The organism is Leifsonia sp. NPDC077715, assembly GCF_040686855.1.
Classification (GTDB): Bacteria; Actinomycetota; Actinomycetes; order Actinomycetales; family Microbacteriaceae; genus Leifsonia.
Window position 1 is genome coordinate 567,339 of record NZ_JBFBOG010000002.1, and the last position, 20,115, is coordinate 587,453.

Here is a 20,115-nt window from a genome sequence, read left to right on the forward strand (position 1 = left end):
GATGCAGACGACACGAGCCGATCAGACCGTCCGGGTGGTGGAGGTCGACGCTGGGGCGCCCGGCGATTGGAAGCCTCTGCGTGGCGCGGCCGGCATCCCCGGACCCGTGGCGGAGCATCCTGGTTTCCCCGATGTCACGGCCTACTGGAAGGACGCGGGCGTGACGTTGGTGCGTTCCTACGACTGGGTCTCGCGGCTCGACACGCAGAACAATCCGCTGAGCCTCTTCCCCGACTGGGACGCGGACCCGGCCGATCCCGCCGCCTTCAACTTCGCCGCCACGGACGCCTGGGTGGACGCGGTCCACTCCAGCGGCGCGGAGGTGCTGTTCACCTTCGCCAGTGCGATCCCCTCCGGCACCGCCCCCGCGGCCGACCCCGAGAAGTACGGGCGCGTCGTCGAGGGGATCGTCCGCCACTACGCACGCGGCTGGGCCGGGGGGCCGGAGCGGCCGATCCGGATGTTCGAATTCGGCGATCAGCCCGATTTCGGGCTCCTGCACTTCTCGGGCACCCCCGAGCAGTTCTTCGAGATGTACGAGGCCTTCGCCTCGGCCGTCCGGCGGGTCGGCGACGAGTTAGTCGTCGGCGGTCCGTCCCTGGCGTTCCCGCTCAATGAGGACGATCCGTTCCGCGAAGGCTTCCTGTCGTTCATCCGGGAGCGGGACCTGCCGTTGGACTTCTTCTCGTTCCTCGCCTTCGCGGATGCCACCCGCGATCCGATGGACTTCCCGGTGGTGGCACGCGAGCTCCGGGGACTGCTCGACAGCCACGGATTCGCCGACACCGCGCTGATGCTGTCCTACTGGAACTATCTCGGGATCCCCACGAGCACGGCCCCTTCGGAAGAGCGGGCGGCGTTCCAGGCTGCTGCGGCCATCTACCTGCAGGACGCTCCACTCGACTACGCCATCTTCTTCCGTGCGGACAGCGGCGCCGATCCGCACTACGACGTCGTCGACCCGGCCGGCATCTTCATAGAAGGAGGTGACTCCGACGAGCAGGCCGTCGCCTTCTCGCTGATCGGCCGCGCGATGACCGGTCGGAGACTGGCGGCGCAGGGGAGCGACGAGTCGGGGTTCGCCTGCGCGGCGAGCCGTGACGGCGACACGGTGCGCGTCCTCATCGCGAACTTCGTCGCCCCGGAGCCGGCGCTGGCGCCGCGGGCGAGCGACGAACTCCGCTTCCGCGTGCCGTACGGCACGAAGCATGTGGAGATGGCGTTCCGCCTGCCACCTCAGCGGGAGGGATTGGCATCCGCCGGTGTCGAGACGGCGCACGTCCGGCTGACGAACCTGCCGTGGAAAGGGCAGCCGGTGTCGGTACAGCTCCACACGCTGCGCGGTGAGCCCCGAGCGGTAGCCGCTCACGAGGTATCCGACTCGGGCGCGCTGGAGTTCGATGTGCCGATCGAGCCGCAGTCCGTGATCCTCGTGGAGATCACCGAGGCGCACATCCGGTAGAAAAGCGGTGTGACTTCGGAGCGGACGGATGTGGTCGTTGTCGGTGCGGGTGTCGCGTGGTCGGAGGCCGGCGCGGAGGTGGCGGCCGGAACGTCCGTGCTGTCGGCGCCCCACATCATCGTGACCGTCCCGGTGGGCGTGCTGAAAGCCGGTGGCATCTCCTTCGACCCGCCGCTCCCCGAGCCCGTGGCAGGTGCGATCGACCGGCTGGAGATGAACCGTTTCGAGAAGGTGGTGCTGCGCTTCGCGGACCGGTTCTGGCCGGAGGGCGTCTACGCGATCCGTCGACAGGGTCCGGCGGCCGCGTGGTGGCACTCCTGGTACGACATCACCGGCCCGGACGGCGCGCCGACCCTGCTGACCTTCGCCGCGGCCGACTGCGCCGAGCTGACCGCGTCGTGGCCCGACGACCGGATCGCCGACGACGTGCTGGACGCGCTCCGCGAGGTCTTCGGCCCGGCCGTGCCGGAACCGACCGGCAGCGTGGTGACGCGCTGGCAGCTCGACCCGTACTCGCGCGGCTCGTACGCCTTCCTCCCGGTCGGCGCACGGCGCCAGGACCACGACGACCTCGCCGAACCCGTCGGGGGCGGTGTCCTGCAGCTCGCGGGTGAGGCGACCTGGACGGACGACCCCGCCACGGTCACGGCCGCCCTGCAGTCCGGACGACGCGCTGCCGAGCGCATCCTGGCACACCGGCGCTGACCGGTCCGGGCGTCATGCCTGCTTGGGCTGCCGCCACTGGTTCGCGCGGCGGTTCTGCTCCGCTTCGGCCACGATGGTCTCAAGGCGCCGCTGCCGCGTCGCATCGGTCCTCGCACTCAGCAGCCACTCCAGGATGGCGCGGCGGGCCGACCGCGGGAACGCATCCCAGTTGCTGCGCGCAGCCGGGGCCGCGTCGAGCGCTCGCCGCAGGTCGTCGGGCTCGGTCAGCTCCTCCACCTCGTCGAGCGCCGCCCATCGTCCGCTGCGGACGGCGGCCTCCACCACGGCCTCGCCCGCGGGGGTCATCAGCCCGCGCTCGCGCAACGACGCGACACGCTCCTTGTTGCGGCGCGACCAGGCGCTGGAGGGCTTGCGCGGGTTCAGGCGCAGCATGGCGTGAGTGTCGTCGAGGGACCGGGGGAGGCTGTCCACCCATCCCGCGCAGAGCGCCTCCTCGACGATCTCGTCGTAGCTCAGCGTCCGTCCGGCGCCCTTCTCGTACACGAGCCAGACACCGGGCGAAGACTCGCCGTTCTCCGTCAGCCAGCCGCGCAGCTGGTCGCGCCCGCCGACGTTGATCCGTTCCAATTCACCCATGCCGACACCCGCTCCATAGTCCCATGGCGAGATGCAGAAGAGGCCACGGTATTGCCGCTTAGGTTGAAAAGCAACCAAAGTGTGTCTTAGAATGGCGATGACGTCGGGGCTTCGGCCCGTTCCTCACCGCGATGTCGCGGCGAGGGCACAAACCGTCGCGTCGATCCCCCGATCGTTCGGGTCTCGCGTATGCCGCTCTCGCCAGTGAGGTTCCGTCTCCTCGTCATCTCCCTCCTCGCAGTGTCGTTCCTCGGCGCTCTCGACAACACCGTCGTGAGCACGGCGATCGCCACCGTCGCCGGGCAGCTCGGAGCGCTCGAGCACATGAGCTGGATCGTCGTCGGCTACACGCTGGCGAGCACGGTCCTGCTGCCGGTGCTCGGCAAGCTCGGCGACCGGATCGGACCGCGGGCCGTGTTCCTCGCGTCCGTCGTCGTCTTCATCGTCTCGTCGGTCGCCTGCGGCTTCGCGGACGGTATCGTCTGGCTGATCGTCGCCCGCGTGGTGCAGGGGATGAGCTCGGCCGGCCTGCAGCTGATGTCGCAGACGATCATCGCCGAGACCACCACGCCGCGGCAGCGGCCCAAGTACCTCGCGATCATCGGGGCCGCCTTCCCGGTGGCCATCCTCGTCGGACCGGTGCTGGGCGGCGTCATCACCGACTACTGGGGCTGGCCGTGGGTGTTCTGGATCAACGCGCCCGTCGGGCTGGTCGCCCTCGTGCTCGCGCTGGTCGCCGTGCCGCACATCGAACCCGGCCGGGCCGGGCGGTTCGACGTCGCCGGGACGATCACGCTCACGATCGGACTGGTCGCACTCGTGCTCGCTGTGACCGCGGTCGGCGACGGCTCCCAAGCCGCCGTGGCCGTCATCGAGTTCGCGATCGCCGCCGTCGCGCTGGCCGCCTTCTTCATCATCGAGGCCCGGGTCGCCGAGCCGCTGGTTCCGCTCCACCACTTCCGCAACCGGACGGTGGCGACGGGCACGGTGATCTCGGCCATCGTCGGCGTCGGGCTGTTCTCGATCACGGCGTTCCTGCCCACCTACTTCCAGATGGCGTACCGGACGACGGCGACCGTCTCGGGACTGGTCCCAATCGCGACGGTGTTCGGGATGCTCGTCAGCAACCTCGTGACCGGCTGGCTCGTCAGCCGCACCGGCCACTACCGCGTCTATCCGCTCATCGGCACGGCCCTCGGTGCTGCGGGCCTCGGAGCGATGGCCCTGCTCCCCGCCGGCTCACCGCTGTGGGCGCCCACCGTCGCGATGGCCGTCGTCGGCCTCGGCACGGGAGCGTTCATGAGCCTGATCGTCGCGGTCGTCCAGAGCGCCGTCCCGCGCGGCGAGACGGGCGCGATCACGGCGACCACGAACCTGGTCCGGCAGGTCGGAGCGACGGTCGGCACCGCCCTCATCGGGGGGATCATCGGCACGGGCGTCATCGCGCTGCTTCCGCCCGGACTGGACGCCGCCACCCTCACCCCGGCGGTGGTGCACGCCCAGGATGCCGCAGCACAGGAGCAGATCGCGCAGGCGTACCACGGCGTCTTCGTGCCGCTCTTCGTCGCGCTCGCCGTGACCTACCTCGTCGGGGTGGTGGCGTCCATCCTGCTCCCGAACAGCCGGCTGTCCGACGACCGCGTCCCCGCGCAGGACGCCGAACCGGCATCCCTCACCACCTGAACACCGCACCGCACAGGAGACCAGCATGAGCACCACACCGGACACGACCGTCGCCGTCGTCGGGAGCGGCCCGATCGGATCCGCCTACGCCCGGCTGCTGCTCGAGGCGCTGCCCGGCGCCCGCGTCGTCATGTTCGAGGCGGGACCGCAGCTCACCGCGATCGCCGGGGAGAACGTGCGCAACATCCCCGACCCGGACGAGAAGGAGCGGGCGCGCGAGCGGTCGCAGGGCCCGCAGGCGGGCGCGTTCCGCGAGTCGCTGGGCATCCCGTCCTCCGTCGTCGTGGAGGGGATGTTCACCGCCCGCGGCGGGACCCACCTCCTCGACTTCGGCGGCCCGGGGTCGGCCCATGCTGAGAGCTTCCCGGCGGCCGCCGCCTCCACCAACGTCGGCGGCATGGGCGCGCACTGGACGGGCGCGACGCCCAGCCCGGCGTTCAGCGAGCGCATCCCGTTCATCCCCGACGAGGAGTGGGACGACCTCCTGGCCGAGGCCGGCCGGCTGCTGCACGTGCAGACCGCGGCGTTCGCCGACTCGGCGATCGGCGAGGCGATCCGGTCGCTGCTGGCGGAGGAGTTCGCGGGCGAGCTGCCCGAGGGCTACGGGCCGAGCACGCTGCCTGTCGCGGGCGACCCCCAGCCCGACGGCACGATGCGGTGGGCGGGCGCCGACACCGTGCTCGGTCCGCTCCTCGACCCGGCGAGCCCCCTCGCCGAGCGGTTCGAGCTGCGCGACCTCTCGCTGGTGCGCCGCGTCGAGCACGCCGACGGCCGCGCGACCGGCGTCACCGTCGAGGACCTGCGCACGCACGAGGTCTACGAGCTGGATGCGGACCTCGTGGTCGTCGCCGCCGACGCCTTCCGCTCGCCGCAGCTGCTCTGGGCGTCGGGCATCCGCCCGCGGGCGCTCGGACACTACCTGACCGAGCATCCGGTCGTGATCTCCACCGTCGCCCTCGACGGCGAGCGGATGGGCCGCTTCGCGACCGAGAACGACCTCGCCCAGGAGCACGCACGCCGCGCCGTCAATCCGGCCGACCCGGTGGCGGCGGTGAACCGCATCCCGTTCTCGGAGCCCGCTCACCCGTTCGCCTTGCAGGTGATGTACGTCGAAAAGCCGCCGTTCCCCCTCGACCCGGAGCATCCGGCCGCGGGGAACCGGTGGGGCTACGTGAACATGGGCTACGGGATGCGCAAGCACCCGCGTTTCGAGGACGCGGTGACCTTCGACGACGGCGAGCCGGACTACCGCGGCTTCCCGAACATGACGATCACGTACGCGCTCACCGATGCCGAGCAGGCGGAGATCGCCGAGGCGACCGAGCGGCTGCGCCGCGCCGGCAACGCGCTGGGGACGTTCGTCGCCGAGCCGCGGCTGCTGCCGAACGGCTCCAGCCTCCACTTCCAGGGCACCATGCGCCTCGGCGAGGCGGACGACGGCACCTCGGTCGCCGACTCGTACTCGCGGGTGTGGGGCTACGAGAACCTCGTCGTCGGCGGCAACGCGCTGATCCCGACCGCCACCGCCATGAACCCCACGCTGATGAGCGTCGCGATCGCCGTCCGTGGAGCCCGTGAAGCCGCCCGCCGGCTGAGCGCGGCCGCCGAGACGGCCGAGATCGCGCACTGAGCACACCCCGCGACCTGAGGAGGATCGAATGCTCGAAGAACAGTTGATACAGACGGCGGGCTTCCGCAACGTCGGACCGGAGGGCGCCCGCACGGGCTTCCAGCTCCGGGTGCGCAGCCCCTACTACCGCGGCCTGTGGGCGGACCTCATCGAGAAGCCCACGGTGACCGTCGACGGCGAGCGCTTCGACGGCGAGACCATCCGCTGGACGCTGCCGGCCGGCGAGTTCTCGTTCGGCGAGCTGCAGGAGTCGACCGACGCGCGCTGGCCCCTGGGGCACGCGGCCACCCTCACGGTGCCCCGCGAGGGCGGGCTCTCCCGCGGCATCCACGACGTCACGCTCGAGCTGCGGCTGCGGATGTCGTACATCCCGGAGGAGCTGCAGCCGTCCATCTGGACCGCATCGCGGAAGGCGGTGATCGTACTGTGACCACGGAACGTGCAAAGACCACCGACGACCTGCCCTTCAGCCTCGGCGTCTCGCTGTACTCGTACACCGACGACATCGGCGTCACCATGACGGTCGACGAGTGCATCGAGGACGTCGCCGACCTCGGCGCCTCCGGCATCGAGATCCTCGGCGAGGGCCACGTCCACGACTACCCGAACCCCTCGACCGCGTGGATCGACGCGTGGCACGCCCGGACCGAGCGGCTGGGTCTCACGCCCACGCTGTACGGCTCGTGGATCGACACCCGGCGGTTCCCGGGTCGCAACATGACGGCTGCCGAGGGCGCCGCGCAGCTGGAGCTCGACCTGCGCCTCGCCTCCCGGCTGGGCTTCTCGTTCGTCCGGCCCAAGATCGGCGTCATCTCGGAGGACCTGCGGGTCGACCCGATCTGGCAGGAGGCCGTCGAGCGCAACCTGCAGCTCGCCGCCGACCTCGACATCGTGATCTGCCCCGAGATCCACTGGCCGACCGTCATCAAGTCCCCGGTCGTGGAGGAGTACGTGGCGTTCAAGGAGCGCACCGGCTCGGACCACTTCGGGCTGCTCATCGACACCGGCGTCTTCGAGCTGTCGTCGTACCCGCGGCGCGGCGGCAGCGCGTCGTTCCGGATGGGCGACGGGACCGGCCGGCCGCCGGTGGTGCCCTTCGTGCCTGTGTCGGACCTCGCGGACGTGATGGAGCACACGGTCTACTTCCAGGCCAAGTTCTACGAGGTGGATGACGAGCTCGTCGACCACTACATCCCCTGGCGGGAGATCATCGACGTCGTCGTCGACTCCGGCTACACCGGGTGGCTGTCGAGCGAGTACGAGGGGCACCACGAGCCCTATCGCGCGCCCGACCAGCTGCGCCGACAGCACGCCCTCATCCGCACCATCGCGGCCGAACGCGCCGGAAGGAGCTGACCATGCCCAACGGACTGATCGACGACGCCAGCCTGCGCGTCCACCCGGACGGCCTCGCGCTCTCGCTCACCATCCCCTGGTACCGCAGCCTGTGGCTGTCGTCGGTCACGACGCTGCGGCTGACCCTCGACGGTGCGGAGGTGCCGGAGGAGGACCTGACGTTCGAGCTGGACGGCGTGCGCTACGCGATCCCTGACCTTCCGCAGCAGAGCGACGTGCTCTGGTACCTGCAGTCGCATCCGCTGCTGATCGTGCGACGCGACCCGCCGGTCGCGCTGGGCGAGACGCACGAGGTCGAGCTGCACGGCGAGCTCCGGCTGCCGTACATGCAGATCGCACCGGGAGCCGACGGCGGCCCCGGCGTGTACGTGCCGAACGTCGTGCACCAGCGGCTAACGCTGATCGCCGGCGACCGCGACGCGACGCCGCCGGCTCTCGTGGCGGAGGTGCCGCCCGCGCCCGCGGCGACCGACGAGGACCCGTTCCGGCTCGGCCTCACCCTCTACTCGGCGAGCGCGGAGTTCCGGGCTGGGTGGTACGACTTCGACGGCCTGCTCGACCGGGTCGCCGAGCTCGGCATCGGACCGGGGATCGAGATCGTCGCGTCCCAGATGCTCTCGGCCTACCCGGCGCTCTCCGACGACTTCGTGTCGAAATGGCGCGCCGCCTTCGACCGGCACGGCTTCGATGCGAGCTCGTTCGGTGCGAACCTCGACATGGGCAAGCGCCGCGACCGCGACATGACCCCCGACGAGGAGTTCGAGGTCAGCGAGCTGCTGTTCCGGGATGCGAAGACGCTCGGCTTCCCGCTGGTGCGCATCCAATCGGCGAAGCCCGAGCTGCTGCGGCGGCTGCTGCCCGTGGCCGAGGAGCTGAACCTGAAGCTGGCCTACGAGATCCACGCGCCGATGGGCCCGAACTCGCCCGAGATCATGAAGCTGCGCGACGTCTACGCCGAGCTCGACTCCCCGCTGCTCGGCTTCGTGGCCGACTTCTCCTCGACGATGCACAGCATGTCCCCCACGCTGCTGCGCGCGGTGCGCCGCGCCGGGCTCGACGACGAGGGTGTGCAGCGCCTGCAGGACATCTGGGCGACGGATGCGCCCATGCGCGCGCGTCAGGAGGAGTTCATCCAGTACCTGCGCGGCCGCGACTTCGACCCCGGCCGGCTCGGCGCCTTCGCGCACCTCGCGTTCAACATGCATGGACACGTCGACCCGCACGAGTGGGCGGACATCATGCCGCAGATCCTGCACGTGCACGCCAAGTTCTACGACATCGACGAGCACGGCCAGGAGCCGGCGATCGACTACCCGGAGCTCGTCCGCATCTTCGTCGAGGGCGGCTACCGCGGCTACTGGTCTAGCGAGTGGGAGGGCCACGCCTTCGCGGAGCTCGGCGAGGTGGACCCGCTGCTGCTGGTGCGTAAGCAGCACGACCTCATCCGGGCGAGCATGCGGGCCCTCCATGCCGCCGCACGATAGCGCGGGCACGAGGACGGGTCAGCCGCGGACGCCGGCGGCGACGATGCGGCCGGCCTCCTCGAAGAGGCCGCGCATCCACGTGTGCTCGGGGTCGTGCGTGTGCACGGGATGCCACCAGAGGGCGTTCATGATCGGCGTCGGCTCGAACGGGAGGCCGATCACGCGCACGGCGCCCGCCTGCTGGGCCAGCGGCACCAGCGCCCGATGGATGATGCCGACGCGTCCGGTTCCGGCGATGAAGTGGGGGATGGCGAGGAAGCTCTCGACCACGACCTCCACGTTCGGCTCGATGCCGAGCTGCTGCACCTGCCGCTCCGCCGACGTGAACGCGGAGCGCGACTGGTAGTTCATCACCCACGGCAGCGTGGACAGCTCCTCGCGCGACAGGGTGTCGCCCACCGTGTCGTTCGTCTCGGCGACGATCGCCACCCATTCGTCCTGCCACAGGTCGACGAACGGCAGCTCGGTCAGGAAGCCGTGGGGGATGACCATGCCGTCCACTGAGCGGAGCCGGTTCGACGCGTCCTCGACCACGGTCGGGTTGTGCAGCATGAAGCGGAAGTGGACGCCCGGCGCCTGCTGCGCGGCCAGCTCGGAGACGACGCGCCCGATCGTGGTGAAGCCGTAGTCGGAGCCGAAGATCGAGAACTGGCGCACCGACTCCGACGGATCCCAGGCCGCCTGGCTCTCGAAGACGCGGCGCGCGGCCTCCAGTGCGATGGTCGTGTGGTCCGCCAGCCGCAGGGCGAGCGGCGTCAGTTCGTAGGTGTTCCCCCGGCGGGCGAGGATCGGGTCGCCGAAGTGGATGCGCAGCCGCGAGAGCGACGCGCTGAGGGCCGGCTGGCTCAGCCGGAGCCGCTCGGCGGCGCGCGTCACGCTGCGCTCGGTGAGCAGCGCGTCGAGCGCGATCAGCAGGTTCAGATCGAGCCGCGACATCAGCGGATAGTCGGTCACGACAGTGTGATCCTTTCCGACGAGGGCCAGGCGATCTCACTATAACGACCCGCGTATTCATCGAGCTTATGTCTGGGATAAGCAGAAGGCGCGTTGTTTATCTGCTTTAGCGCTGCGACACTCAGATGGCACCCGGAGGTCGGCGCAGTCGCCGCCCTCGCCGACAACGAAGTCTTGGAAGAGGTCAACCCGATGAAGATCACACGCAGGAGCCGGACCGCTCGGCTCGCCTGGCTCGCCATTCCGGTCAGCGCCGGACTCGTCCTCGCCGGCTGCTCCTCGAGCGGCACCTCCTCCGGCAAGGAGCCCCAGACCATCACCTTCGCCTATGGCGCGGCGAACGATCAGGACAAGGTGGCCTACAACAGCCTGGCGTCGTCGTTCGAAGCCGAGAACAAGGGCGTCACGGTCACGACGCAGAACCTGCCGATCCAGAGCTACCCGACCACGATCGCCACCCGCGTCCAGGGCGGCAACGCACCCGACACGTTCTACGCCGAGGGCGGAACCGGCCAGTCCAACTCGATCCTGCCGTGGGCCAAGTCCGGGCTCGTCCTCCCTCTCGACGACGCGTCCATCGCGAAGAACATGCCCGAGTCCGCCAAGAGCCTCTATACCTACAACGGGAAGATCTACGGCGTCCCGCTCGGCACCCAGCTGAACGGCGTGATCTACAACGACGAGCTCGCCCAGTCGATCGGCGTGAAGATCGACGCGACGACCAGCCTCGACGACATCATCGCCCAGTGCGGCAAGGCCCGCGCGGCCGGCAAGACGATCTACGGCCTGGCCGGGTCGACGTATCAGAACAACGGCATCCTCGCCGTCGCGATCGCCACCTCCACGGTGTACGGGCCCGACAAGGACTGGAACGGGAAGCGCTCCGAGAACAAGGTCACCTTCGCGGGCACCAAGGGGTGGACGACCGCCCTCGAGTCGATCAAGAAGATGTACGACTCGGGATGCTTCCAGGACGGCGCGACGAGCGCCGGCTTCGACGCCCTCACCAACGGCGCGTCGTCGGGCAAGATCCTCGGCTTCTTCGCCCCGAGCGCGGCAGCCGCGACGATCATGCAGGCGGCCGGCGGCCACGTGAAGCTCATCGCCCTCCCGGTCGGAGCGCCGGACGGCACCAAGACCTACCTGTCGCTGAGCGCCGACCAGGGCGTCACCGCGAGCGCGAAGACCAAGAGCCCGAAGCTCGCGACCGACTTCCTGAGCTACATCATCTCGGACAAGGGCCAGGAGCACTACTCGAAGCAGGTCGGGTCCATCCCGGTGAACGTCAACGCGGACTCCACCCTGCTGCCGCAGTACGACGGCATCAAGGACCAGATCGCGAAGGGCGACACCCGCGGCTACGCGCCGACGGAGTGGCCGAACGCCAAGGTCTACACCGATCTCGGCAACGGCGTGCAGGGCATCCTGACCGGTCAGATGACCGTCAAGCAGGTGCTCCAGCAGCTGGACTCCGACTGGGGTTGATCAGCTGATCACGGCGGCCGGCTCGCACAGAGCCGGCCGCCCGGACGGCGTTAGATAAGGAACGAGTCGATGACGACGCAGTCAGAGGTGCGGACGATGACCACGAAGACGCAGACCCAGACGCAGGCCACGGTCCCGCCACGCCAGCGCGCTGTCGAGAGGAAGCCCTACCGGGTGAAGCTCGGCAGCTGGTGGTGGGCGCTCCCCGCCCTCGTGCTGATGCTCATCGTGATCTACGCCACCACCGTGGCGGGCGGCTTCTTCGCCTTCACCAACTGGTCGGGTCTCGGCCCGTTCGACTTCGTCGGCCTGGCGAACTTCGTCAAGATCTTCCAGACCCCGGAGCTGATCGGCTCGCTCTGGAACACCCTGCTCCTCGCGTTCGGCTTCCTGATCTTCACCAACGTCTTCGGGCTGCTGTTCGCTCTCGCGCTCAACCGGTCGCTGAAGTCCCGGTACGTCCTCCGCACGCTGCTGTTCATGCCGGTGGTCGTCAGCCCGATCGCGGTCTCGTACATCTGGAAGTTCATCTTCGACTACAACGGCCCGCTCAACCAGGCGATGACCGCCGTCGGCCTCCCGAAGCAGAACTGGCTGGCCGACCCGGGCCTCGCCATCTGGTGCATCCTCGTCGTGATGGTCTGGCAGAACATCGGCTTCGTCATGGTGATCTACCTGGCCGGACTCGCGACCGTGCCGATCGAGATGGAGGAGGCGGCCGCGCTCGACGGCGCCAGCCCCTTCAAGCGGTTCCGGTTCGTCGTCCTACCCCAGATCCAGCCGTCGGTCGCCATCGCGACCACGCTGACGCTCATCCAGGGCCTGCGCGTGTTCGACCAGGTCGTCGCCCTCACCAACGGCGGACCGGCAGGAGCCACCCAGACGCTCGCACTCGAGGTGTACCAGCAGGCGTTCACCTACCAGCAGTTCGGGTTCGGCGCGGCTCTGGCTCTGATCCTGAGCCTGCTGATCCTGCTCTTCTCCATCGCGCAGCAGTACGCGACGCGCGACCGCTCGCTCAAGGAGGCGTGAGCCGATGTTCCGCTACACCAAGAAGACCCTGGCGATCGAGATCATCGTGCTGATCGCCACGGCGATCATGCTCCTGCCGTTCTGGATCCTGCTGATGGGCTCGTTCAAGACGCTGCCCGACATCCTGAGCTCTGCCGCGGTCGCGCCGCCGACGAGCGCCACCTTCGACAACTTCATCCAGCTGCTCTCGCCGGCCTCCGCGTCGTCGGGGAACATCTGGGCGGGTCTGGCCTCCAGCCTGATCATCACGGCAGGCAGCATCCTGCTGTTGGTGGGTCTGGGCAGCGTGGCCGCCTACGGGATCGCCCGCTCGACCAGCAAGTGGAGCCGCCGCTCCTTCTATCTGTTCCTCGTGGCCATCATCCTGCCCACCCAGCTCGGCACCCTGCCGCTCTACATCGGCGCGCGCGAGGTGGGACTCGTCGGCAACCCCTGGGGCATGATCCTCATCTACACCGGGATGCTGATGCCGCTGTCGGTGTTCCTCTACGCCAACTTCTTCCGCAACCTGACGCCGGAGTACGAAGAGGCCGCGATCATCGACGGTGCCAACCGGTACCAGGTGTTCCGGCGCGTCGTGTTCCCGCTCATGTCGCCGGCCACCGGCACGGTCGCGATCCTCGCCGGGCTCATCGTCTGGAACGACTTCTTCACGTCGCTGATCTTCCTGAACGGGACCGCCTGGCAGACGCTGCCCGTCGTGATGTACAGCTACGTCGGGTCGCTGGTCTCCCAGTGGAACCTGATCTTCGCCGTCGTCATCGTGTCGATGATCCCGATCCTGGCCTTCTACGCCTTCGCGCAGAAGAAGTTCATCCAGGGCTACGCGGGCGGGCTCAAGGGCTGACCGTGGTAACCGACAGCCGTCGCGGACCCGATCGAGGGGACGGGACGTTCCTCAACCCCGTCCTGCCCGGGGACCGGCCGGACCCGTCGGTGCTGCGCGTCGGCGACGCCTTCTACCTGACGTACTCGTCGTTCGACGCGTCCCCGGGGCTGACGGTCTGGCGCTCGCCGGACCTCGTCAACTGGACGTTCGTGACCTGCGCGCTCGCGGAGCCGCACAGCACGGTCTTCGCTCCGGACCTGGTTGAGCACGACGGGCGCTACTTCATCTACTTTCCGTACATCCCGAGCGCCTGGTCCGAGGAGATCGCGGCGCCGGAGGTGTGGGTGGTCCACGCGGACAGCCCGGAGGGGCCGTGGAGCGAACCGGTGTTCACCGGCATCTCCGGGGCGATCGACCCCGGTCACATCGTCGGCGAGGACGGCGAGCGCTACCTGTTCGTCAACGGCGTCCGGCGCTGCCGGCTGAGCCCGGACGGCCTCCGCGCGGTCACCCCGCTCGAGCAGGTCTACGACGGCTGGCGCTACCCCGACGAGTGGATCACCGAGGCCTACGCGCTCGAGGGGCCGAAGCTCTTCCGCCGCGGCGACTGGTTCTACCTGGTGAGCGCGGTCGGCGGCACCGGCGGTCCCGCGACCGGTCACATGGTGATCGTCGCGCGCTCCCGCTCGGTGCACGGGCCGTGGGAGAACGCGCCGCACAATCCCGTCGCCCGCACCTGGTCGGTGGACGAGGCCTGGTGGTCCCGCGGCCACGCGACGCTCGTCGACCGCGGCGACGACTCCTGGTGGATGGTGTCCCACGGCTACGAGAACGGGTACCGCACCCTGGGGCGGCAGGCCCTGCTCGAGCCGATCGTGTGGACGGAGGACGGCTGGCCCGAGGCGCCCTCCCGCGACCTCGGCGCCCCGATCCGGAAACCGGTCGACGGCGCGTCGCCGGTGTCGGTGCCCGCGCCCTCGGACGACTTCGCGACTGCCGCCTGGGGCGAGCGCTGGGTCTTCGACAACCCGGCACGCGACGAACTCGGCCGCGCCGGTCTCGACGGCGGACTCGTCCTGCGGGGCAAAGGCCGCGGCCCGGCCGACTCCTCACCGCTGACGACCTGGTCCATGGACCGCGCCTACGAGGTCGAGGTCGAGCTGGAGGTGCGCGACGGCTCGGCGGGCGGCCTCTTGCTGTACTTCGACGACCGCCTGTTCTACGGGATGGGCTGGGACGGCGAGGCCATGCAGAGCTATGCCGGCGGAGTCCGGACGCACTGGCGCGAGCCCGCGGAGCCGGGCACGACGATCGAGTTCCGTCTGAGGAACGACCATCACATCGTCACCGGCTGGCACCGTCGGCCGGGTGACGAGTGGACGCGGCACGGCGTCCGCTACGACACCTCCGGCGCCCACTCGGCGACGATCAACGACCTGAAGAGCCTGCGGCCCGCGCTGTTCGCCTCGGGGGACGGCGAGGTCTCGTTCCGGGGGTTCCGGTACCGGGCGCTGGACGAGGTGGCAGCATGACCCTCCCGCAGCTCCGCGACGCGGTCGCCGGCAGCGTCCCCAACGCGATCATGCCGCTCTTCTGGCAGAAGGGCGGCCCGGTCGAGGCCGTCCGCGAGGAGATGGAGCGCATCGGCGACGCCGGGATCGGGGCCGTGATCCTGGAGGCGCGGCCGCATCCCGACTTCCTCGGTGACGGCTGGTGGCGCGACGTGGACGCGGTGCTCGAGATCGCGCGCCGCCGCGGCATGACGGTGTGGTTCTTCGACGACGACACGTTCCCCACCGGACACGCAGGCGGCGCCGTGGAGACGGCTCCCGCGGCCCTGCGCCGTCGGTTCCTGACCGAGCGGCACACGGACGCGGTCGGACCGGCCCGCGGCGCATCCTTCATCGTCGAGCGCCGGAAGTTCTGGGGCCCGGAAGCCGCGCAGGAGCCGGGGGAGCTGACGCGGGTGGTGGCCTTCCGCCGGGCCGAGGATTCCGACCAGCTTGTGGGCGACCCGATCGACCTCACCGACCGCATCGTCGACGGGATGCTGCACTGGGACGTCCCGGACGGCTGGTGGCGCCTCTTCTTCCTGTCCGTCGGCGCCTCCGGCGGCAGCGAGCCGCACGCGAACCACATCGACTACCTGAACGGGGATTCCGTCCAGCTCCTCCTGGACGGCGTCTACAAGCGGATCCACGAGCGCTACGCCGACGAGTTCGGCACGACGATCGGCGGGTTCTTCAGCGACGAGCCAGGCCTCTACAACGACCCCGACACCTTCGACTTCCGCTCGGCGCTCGGCAAGTCCGTGCCGCTGCCGTGGAACGACGAGGTCGCCGCGCGCCTGAACCAGCGGCTCGGCGGCGACGCCGCGCTGCTGCTGCCGCTGCTCTGGGCTCCGGGCGCGGGCCGCGAGCGGCCGGTCCGCTACGCCTACATGGACACGGTGTCCCGGCTGTACTCCGAGAACTTCGGACAGCGGCTCGGCGACTGGTGCCGCGCCCACGGGGTGGAGCACATCGGCCATGTCATCGAGGACAACGGCGCACACGCGCGGCTCGGACCCGGCGCCGGACACTACTTCCGGGCGATGGCCGGCCAGGACATGCCGGGGATCGACATCATCGGCGGCCAGGTGGTGCCGGGCTTCTCGCGGGGGCCCTTCGGCAACCTGACCGGGGCGGCGGACGGGGAGTTCTTCCACTTCGGCCTCGCGAAGCTGGCGTCGTCGGCGGCGCATCTCGATCCGCGCACCCACGGGCGGGCGATGTGCGAGACCATCGGCGCCTACGGCTGGTACGCCGGGCTGCGGCTGTTCACCTGGCTCACCAACCACCTGCTGGTGCGCGGGGTCACGCACATCGTGCCGCACGCGTTCTCGCCCGCGCCGTTCCCCGACCCGGACTGCCCGCCGCACTTCTACGCGAACGGCGCGAACCCGCAGTACCCGCACCAGCGGGTGCTGAGCGACTACACGAACCGGCTGAGCCACCTGCTGCAGGCGGGCAGCCACGTCGCCCCCTTCGCAGTGCTCTACCACGGGGAGGCGGAGTGGCTGGGCGACGCGATGCCGTCCGAGCGCCCGCTGCGGCTGCTGATGGAGGCGCAGCTGGACGCCGACATCGTTCCCGCGGACGCGTTGTCCTCGGCGCGGGTCGAGGCCTCACGGCTGAGCCTGGGAGCCGAGACCTACGACGCGCTGATCGTCCCGGGCAGCGCCTACGTGCCCGCCGCCGTCGCGGCCGAGCTGCTGCGTCTCGACGACGAGGGCGTGCCGGTCGTCTTCGTCGGCTCGGTTCCCGAGGTGGAGGCGCGGGACGGGGCGGTGGATGCTGCCGCGCTCCGCGTCCGCTTCCGGCACGTCTCGCAGAAGCGGCTCGTGGACTCCGTGGCGGGAATGACCGACCGGGCGGTCCGGCTCGACCGGGCCGCCCCGGACCTGCGCGTGCTCCGCCGCGACCTCGGCGATGGCGACGTGCTCATGCTCGTGAACGAGTCGGTCCGGGATGCCGTGCGCGCGTCCGCGACGCTGCCGCGCGCCGGCAGGGTGGTCGCCTACGACGCCGTGACCGCCACCCTCACGGCGGTCCCGGCGCATGCGGCGGGAGGGACGACCCGGATCGACGTCGACCTCGCGCCCGGCGAGGCGATCGTGCTCGTGGTCGGCGATCCCGCGCTGTGGGAGGGCCTCCCGGTGCGACCGGCCACGCAGGCCGTCGGAGAGGTGGAGCTGTCGCCGGAGTGGAGGGTCGCCACGGCGACGGCGGGGGACTCCCGGTACTCCGACTGGGGCGTGCTCGACGATCTCCGGCCCCTGAACGAACCGGACCTCCTGCCGCGCTTCAGCGGCACCGCGCGCTACACCGCCGAGTTCGAGGCGGAGCAGGCGGACGGCGGTCACGCGCTCGACCTCGGGGAGGTGTTCGAGCTGGCCTCGGTGCGGCTCAACGACGTCGACCTCGGCACGCGGGTCGCGCCTCCCTACGTCTTCGACATCCCGGACGGCGTCGTCCGCGCCCGCAACACCCTCCAGATCGACGTGACCAACACGCTGGCGAAGGCGCAGCCGGACTTCTTCTCCGCGTTCGCGCAGCAGGAGCCGAGCGGGCTGCTCGGCCCGGTGACCCTGACGACGAGGAGGGAGCGGGGATGAGCGGCGCCGATCCGTCCGTGCGGCAGGCGTTCGAGCGCTTCTGCGACCTCTTCTACACGCAGAAGCGCGTCTCGGACGCGTTCGCCTTCCTCGTGGCGGACGACTACCGGCAGCACAACCCGACCATCGCCGACGGGCCGGAGGCCGCCGTGGCGATGCTGACGCCGAAGTTCGACGGAAGCCCGGACGCCCGCTTCGAGATCCAGCGGATCCTCGTCGACGGCGACCTGGCGATGGTCCACGTGAAGGCTTCGCGACCCGGCGCCCCCGACGCCGCGGTCGCGGACATCTACCGATTCGAGGGCGGCCGGATCGTCGAGCACTGGGACGTGCTGCAGCAGGTCCCGGCGCACGCCGCCCACGACCATCCGATGTTCTGAACAGGAGAAGCCATGTACCAACTCGCACCCAACATCGAACTGCTCTTCACGGAGGCGGGCGACTACCAGGACCGAGTCCGCGCCGCCGCCGCCGCGGGATTCACCGCCGTGGAGATGTGGGGGCCGACGGGTGTCGACGCACCCGCCAAGCCGAAGGACCTCCCGGCGCTGAAGGCCGCGCTCGAGGAGACGGGGACGACGCTCACCGCCCAGCTCTCCGAGCCGCGCACACAGTTCATGATCCCGCCGTGGGACCACTCCGAGTTCTTCCGCAAGCTCGACGAGGGCGTCGCGATCGCGCAGGACCTCGGCTGCCCGCGCATCGTCGTCGGCAGCGGGACGGGCTTCGGCGGGTGGAAGCGGCAGGTCCAGCTCGACAAGCTGATCGAGATCTATCAGAAGGCTATCGCCCAGATCGACGGTTCCGGGGTCACGCTCGCGCTGGAGCCCGTCAACATCCGCGTCGACCACCCCGGCTCGCTGCTCGATCGCACGTCCGAGGCCGTCTACGTCGCGCGCGGCGTCGACTCGCCGTTCTTCGGCGTGCTCTACGACATCTACCACTCGGCCGTCGAGGGGGAGGACATGGCCGCCGAGCTCCAGAACGCCGGCGACCTGATCGCCTACGTGCAGCTCGCCGACGCCCCCGGCCGCGGCGAGCCCGGCACGGGCGACCTCGACTGGGCGGGACGGCTGCGCATCCTCCGCGCCTCCGGATACGACGGACCCATCGGTCTCGAGTACTACCCGACTCAGGAGTCCGCGGCTTCGGTCGCGCTCATCCGCGACCTGGCGGCAGCGGCATGAGCCGCTATCCGGACGCGGTCGATGTCGTCATCGTCGGGAGCGGGCCGACCGGCGCGACCTATGCGCGCATCCTGAGCGAGGAGGCGCCGGACGCGACGATCGCCGTGTTCGAGGTCGGGCCGACGGTGTCGGATCCGCCCGGCGCGCATGTCAAGAACATCGAGGACCCCGCGGCGCGCGGTCAGGCGCAGGAGCGGTCCGAAGGTCCGGGAGCCGGAGCGGACACGGTCAGCTCCCCGGGCGCGGTCACCGCCGGTCAGCGCCGGGCGCGACCGGGCACGTACCTGCTCGACGAGGGCTACCAGGAGCCCGGCGAGGACGGCATGCCCGTCGTCGCGTTCTCCAGCAACGTCGGAGGGATGGGCGCGCACTGGACCGGAGCCTGCCCGCGCCCGGGAGACAGCGAGCGCATCGCGTTCCTGCCCGACCTCGACGAGCTCCTCGACGAGGCCGGCCGGCTGCTGAACGTCACGACCGACGCCTTCGACGGCGCCCCTTTCACCGCGCTCGTCCGCGAGCGGCTGGCGGCTGCGGTCGACGACGGCCGACCGGAGGAGCGGCGCGTGCAGCGCATGCCGCTCGCCGTGCACCGGCGCGACGACGGCCGGCTCGTCTGGTCCGGGTCGGATGTGGTGTTCGGCGACGTGACGCGCAGCAATCCGCACTTCGGGCTGTACGACGAGTCGCTGGTCACGCGCGTGCTCCTCGAGGACGGGCGGGCCGCCGGCGTCGAGGTGCGCGACCGGCGCAGCGGAGAGAGCCGCATCGTCCGTGCGCGGTTCGTCGTCGTGGCGGCCGACGCGCTCCGGACGCCGCAGGTGCTCTACGCCTCCGGCATCCGGCCGGCCGCCCTCGGCCGGATGCTCAACGATCAGTCGCAGGTCGTCTACGCCACGCGTATCCGCGACGCCGAGAGCGCCGCGGGCGGCGCCGGCGGCACGACGGCCGGCGAGCACGGCCTCGACGAGATCGTGGACGGCGCGATCAGCGAGCGGAGCGGCGTCACCTGGGTGCCGTATACCGACGAGATGCCGTTCCACGGCCAGGTCATGCAGCTGGATGCGTCGCCCATCCCCCTGGCGGAGGACGACCCGGTGGTGCCGGGGTCGATCGTCGGCCTCGGGCTGTTCTGCGCGAAGGACCTGCAGTGGGACGACCGCGTGGAGTTCCGCGACGACGAGCTCGACTGGTACGGGATGCCGGCCCTGCGCATCCACTACACGCTGACCGACCGCGACCGCGAGGCCCTCGAGCGTGCGCGGGCGCAGATCACCGCGCTCGCCGAGGCGGTCGGGGACCCGCTCGGCGATCGTCCGTTCACCCTGCCGCTCGGCGCATCCCTGCACTACCAGGGCAGCACGCGGATGGGCGAGACGGACGACGGCCGCAGCGTCTGCAGCCCGGACAGCGAGGTGTGGGGCGCTCCCGGGGTGTTCGTCGCCGGCAACGGCGTCATCCCGACGCCGACGGCCTGCAACCCAACGCTCACCTCCGTGGCGTTGGCGGTCAGGGGCGCTCGCCGAATCGCTTCTTGTCTTTAGTAACAAATCGACAT

General features: G+C 70.3%; 17 protein-coding genes. 15 read left to right on the forward strand and 2 right to left on the reverse strand.

All coding sequences use genetic code 11. The features are described from left to right. The first annotated feature begins 1 nt into the window (after nucleotide 1). Together AB0P25_RS09790 and AB0P25_RS09795 are read left to right on the forward strand one after the other, a co-directional pair. Complete coding sequence (locus AB0P25_RS09790) at nucleotides 2-1,462, forward strand: hypothetical protein (protein ID WP_363806972.1); 1,461 nt, start codon at nucleotides 2-4, stop codon at nucleotides 1,460-1,462. Between the two features lie 9 nt (nucleotides 1,463-1,471). Next, the gene (locus AB0P25_RS09795; RefSeq protein ID WP_363806973.1) at nucleotides 1,472-2,167 is read left to right on the forward strand and encodes an NAD(P)/FAD-dependent oxidoreductase; all 696 of its coding nucleotides are present in this window, start codon (nucleotides 1,472-1,474) and stop codon (nucleotides 2,165-2,167) included. A 12-nt stretch (nucleotides 2,168-2,179) separates the two neighbouring features. Here AB0P25_RS09795 and AB0P25_RS09800 read toward each other — a convergent pair whose 3' ends face one another. Beyond that, entirely contained in the window at nucleotides 2,180-2,764 is a 585-nt protein-coding gene (locus AB0P25_RS09800; protein WP_363806974.1) for a YdeI/OmpD-associated family protein, read from the reverse strand. Between the two features lie 204 nt (nucleotides 2,765-2,968). On the opposite strand from AB0P25_RS09800, the gene AB0P25_RS09805 reads away from it, so the two are divergent. From AB0P25_RS09805 to AB0P25_RS09825, 5 genes are read left to right on the forward strand one after another with little or no spacing between them, the layout of a single operon-like run. Beyond that, nucleotides 2,969-4,447: a DHA2 family efflux MFS transporter permease subunit gene (locus AB0P25_RS09805; RefSeq protein WP_363806975.1), complete on the forward strand. Its 1,479-nt coding sequence runs from the start codon at nucleotides 2,969-2,971 to the stop codon at nucleotides 4,445-4,447. 25 nt (nucleotides 4,448-4,472) lie between these two features. Then, nucleotides 4,473-6,077: a GMC oxidoreductase gene (locus AB0P25_RS09810; RefSeq protein WP_363806976.1), complete on the forward strand. Its 1,605-nt coding sequence runs from the start codon at nucleotides 4,473-4,475 to the stop codon at nucleotides 6,075-6,077. Between the two features lie 28 nt (nucleotides 6,078-6,105). Then, on the forward strand, nucleotides 6,106-6,507 hold the full coding sequence (locus AB0P25_RS09815; protein WP_064110814.1) for a DUF6379 domain-containing protein: 402 nt from the start codon (nucleotides 6,106-6,108) through the stop codon (nucleotides 6,505-6,507). Continuing rightward, on the forward strand, nucleotides 6,504-7,433 hold the full coding sequence (locus tag AB0P25_RS09820) for a TIM barrel protein (protein WP_363806979.1): 930 nt from the start codon (nucleotides 6,504-6,506) through the stop codon (nucleotides 7,431-7,433). Before AB0P25_RS09815 ends, AB0P25_RS09820 begins: the two co-directional genes overlap by 4 nt. A gap of 2 nt (nucleotides 7,434-7,435) precedes the next feature. Then, the gene (locus tag AB0P25_RS09825; protein WP_363806980.1) at nucleotides 7,436-8,917 is read left to right on the forward strand and encodes a DUF6379 domain-containing protein; all 1,482 of its coding nucleotides are present in this window, start codon (nucleotides 7,436-7,438) and stop codon (nucleotides 8,915-8,917) included. Nucleotides 8,918-8,935: 18 nt separating this feature from the next. Here AB0P25_RS09825 and AB0P25_RS09830 read toward each other — a convergent pair whose 3' ends face one another. After that, the gene (locus tag AB0P25_RS09830; RefSeq protein WP_363806981.1) at nucleotides 8,936-9,871 is read right to left on the reverse strand and encodes a LysR family transcriptional regulator; all 936 of its coding nucleotides are present in this window, start codon (nucleotides 9,869-9,871) and stop codon (nucleotides 8,936-8,938) included. Between the two features lie 192 nt (nucleotides 9,872-10,063). Here AB0P25_RS09830 and AB0P25_RS09835 point away from each other — a divergent pair, with 192 nt between their 5' ends. The 8 genes from AB0P25_RS09835 to AB0P25_RS09870 all read left to right on the forward strand — a co-directional run bounded on the left by AB0P25_RS09835 (nucleotide 10,064) and on the right by AB0P25_RS09870 (nucleotide 20,101). Beyond that, nucleotides 10,064-11,356 carry an ABC transporter substrate-binding protein gene (locus AB0P25_RS09835; protein WP_363806982.1) on the forward strand — a complete coding sequence of 431 codons (1,293 nt, stop codon included), beginning with the start codon at nucleotides 10,064-10,066 and terminating at the stop codon, nucleotides 11,354-11,356. 69 nt (nucleotides 11,357-11,425) lie between these two features. After that, nucleotides 11,426-12,388 (forward strand): sugar ABC transporter permease, encoded by a 963-nt coding sequence (locus tag AB0P25_RS09840; protein WP_363806984.1) that lies wholly within the window; start codon nucleotides 11,426-11,428, stop codon nucleotides 12,386-12,388. A 4-nt stretch (nucleotides 12,389-12,392) separates the two neighbouring features. Further along, nucleotides 12,393-13,235, forward strand: a complete 843-nt coding sequence (locus AB0P25_RS09845) for a carbohydrate ABC transporter permease (RefSeq protein ID WP_363806985.1) — start codon at nucleotides 12,393-12,395, stop codon at nucleotides 13,233-13,235. Between the two features lie 2 nt (nucleotides 13,236-13,237). Beyond that, nucleotides 13,238-14,749, forward strand: a complete 1,512-nt coding sequence (locus AB0P25_RS09850; RefSeq protein ID WP_363806987.1) for a family 43 glycosylhydrolase — start codon at nucleotides 13,238-13,240, stop codon at nucleotides 14,747-14,749. Further along, nucleotides 14,746-17,373 (forward strand): hypothetical protein, encoded by a 2,628-nt coding sequence (locus tag AB0P25_RS09855; protein WP_363806988.1) that lies wholly within the window; start codon nucleotides 14,746-14,748, stop codon nucleotides 17,371-17,373. Before AB0P25_RS09850 ends, AB0P25_RS09855 begins: the two co-directional genes overlap by 4 nt. Further along, nucleotides 17,370-17,753 carry a nuclear transport factor 2 family protein gene (locus AB0P25_RS09860; protein WP_363806989.1) on the forward strand — a complete coding sequence of 128 codons (384 nt, stop codon included), beginning with the start codon at nucleotides 17,370-17,372 and terminating at the stop codon, nucleotides 17,751-17,753. The genes AB0P25_RS09855 and AB0P25_RS09860 overlap by 4 nt, the downstream gene beginning before the upstream one ends. Nucleotides 17,754-17,765: 12 nt before the next feature. Continuing rightward, nucleotides 17,766-18,560: a TIM barrel protein gene (locus tag AB0P25_RS09865; RefSeq protein WP_363806991.1), complete on the forward strand. Its 795-nt coding sequence runs from the start codon at nucleotides 17,766-17,768 to the stop codon at nucleotides 18,558-18,560. Next, nucleotides 18,557-20,101, forward strand: a complete 1,545-nt coding sequence (locus AB0P25_RS09870; protein ID WP_363806993.1) for a GMC oxidoreductase — start codon at nucleotides 18,557-18,559, stop codon at nucleotides 20,099-20,101. The genes AB0P25_RS09865 and AB0P25_RS09870 overlap by 4 nt, the downstream gene beginning before the upstream one ends. Nucleotides 20,102-20,115 lie beyond the last annotated feature (14 nt).

What these genes read in the sequence shown, in the direction of transcription:
- AB0P25_RS09860 (WP_363806989.1), top strand. Translation starts at nt 17,370, where the DNA reads ATGAGCGGCGCCGATCCGTCCGTGCGGCAGGCGTTCGAGCGCTTCTGC.
- AB0P25_RS09835 (WP_363806982.1), top strand. Translation starts at nt 10,064, where the DNA reads ATGAAGATCACACGCAGGAGCCGGACCGCTCGGCTCGCCTGGCTCGCC.
- AB0P25_RS09790 (WP_363806972.1), top strand. Translation starts at nt 2, where the DNA reads ATGCAGACGACACGAGCCGATCAGACCGTCCGGGTGGTGGAGGTCGAC.
- AB0P25_RS09870 (WP_363806993.1), top strand. Translation starts at nt 18,557, where the DNA reads ATGAGCCGCTATCCGGACGCGGTCGATGTCGTCATCGTCGGGAGCGGG.
- AB0P25_RS09800 (WP_363806974.1), bottom strand. Translation starts at nt 2,764, where the DNA reads ATGGGTGAATTGGAACGGATCAACGTCGGCGGGCGCGACCAGCTGCGC.
- AB0P25_RS09810 (WP_363806976.1), top strand. Translation starts at nt 4,473, where the DNA reads ATGAGCACCACACCGGACACGACCGTCGCCGTCGTCGGGAGCGGCCCG.
- AB0P25_RS09855 (WP_363806988.1), top strand. Translation starts at nt 14,746, where the DNA reads ATGACCCTCCCGCAGCTCCGCGACGCGGTCGCCGGCAGCGTCCCCAAC.
- AB0P25_RS09815 (WP_064110814.1), top strand. Translation starts at nt 6,106, where the DNA reads ATGCTCGAAGAACAGTTGATACAGACGGCGGGCTTCCGCAACGTCGGA.
- AB0P25_RS09825 (WP_363806980.1), top strand. Translation starts at nt 7,436, where the DNA reads ATGCCCAACGGACTGATCGACGACGCCAGCCTGCGCGTCCACCCGGAC.
- AB0P25_RS09840 (WP_363806984.1), top strand. Translation starts at nt 11,426, where the DNA reads ATGACGACGCAGTCAGAGGTGCGGACGATGACCACGAAGACGCAGACC.
- AB0P25_RS09845 (WP_363806985.1), top strand. Translation starts at nt 12,393, where the DNA reads ATGTTCCGCTACACCAAGAAGACCCTGGCGATCGAGATCATCGTGCTG.
- AB0P25_RS09865 (WP_363806991.1), top strand. Translation starts at nt 17,766, where the DNA reads ATGTACCAACTCGCACCCAACATCGAACTGCTCTTCACGGAGGCGGGC.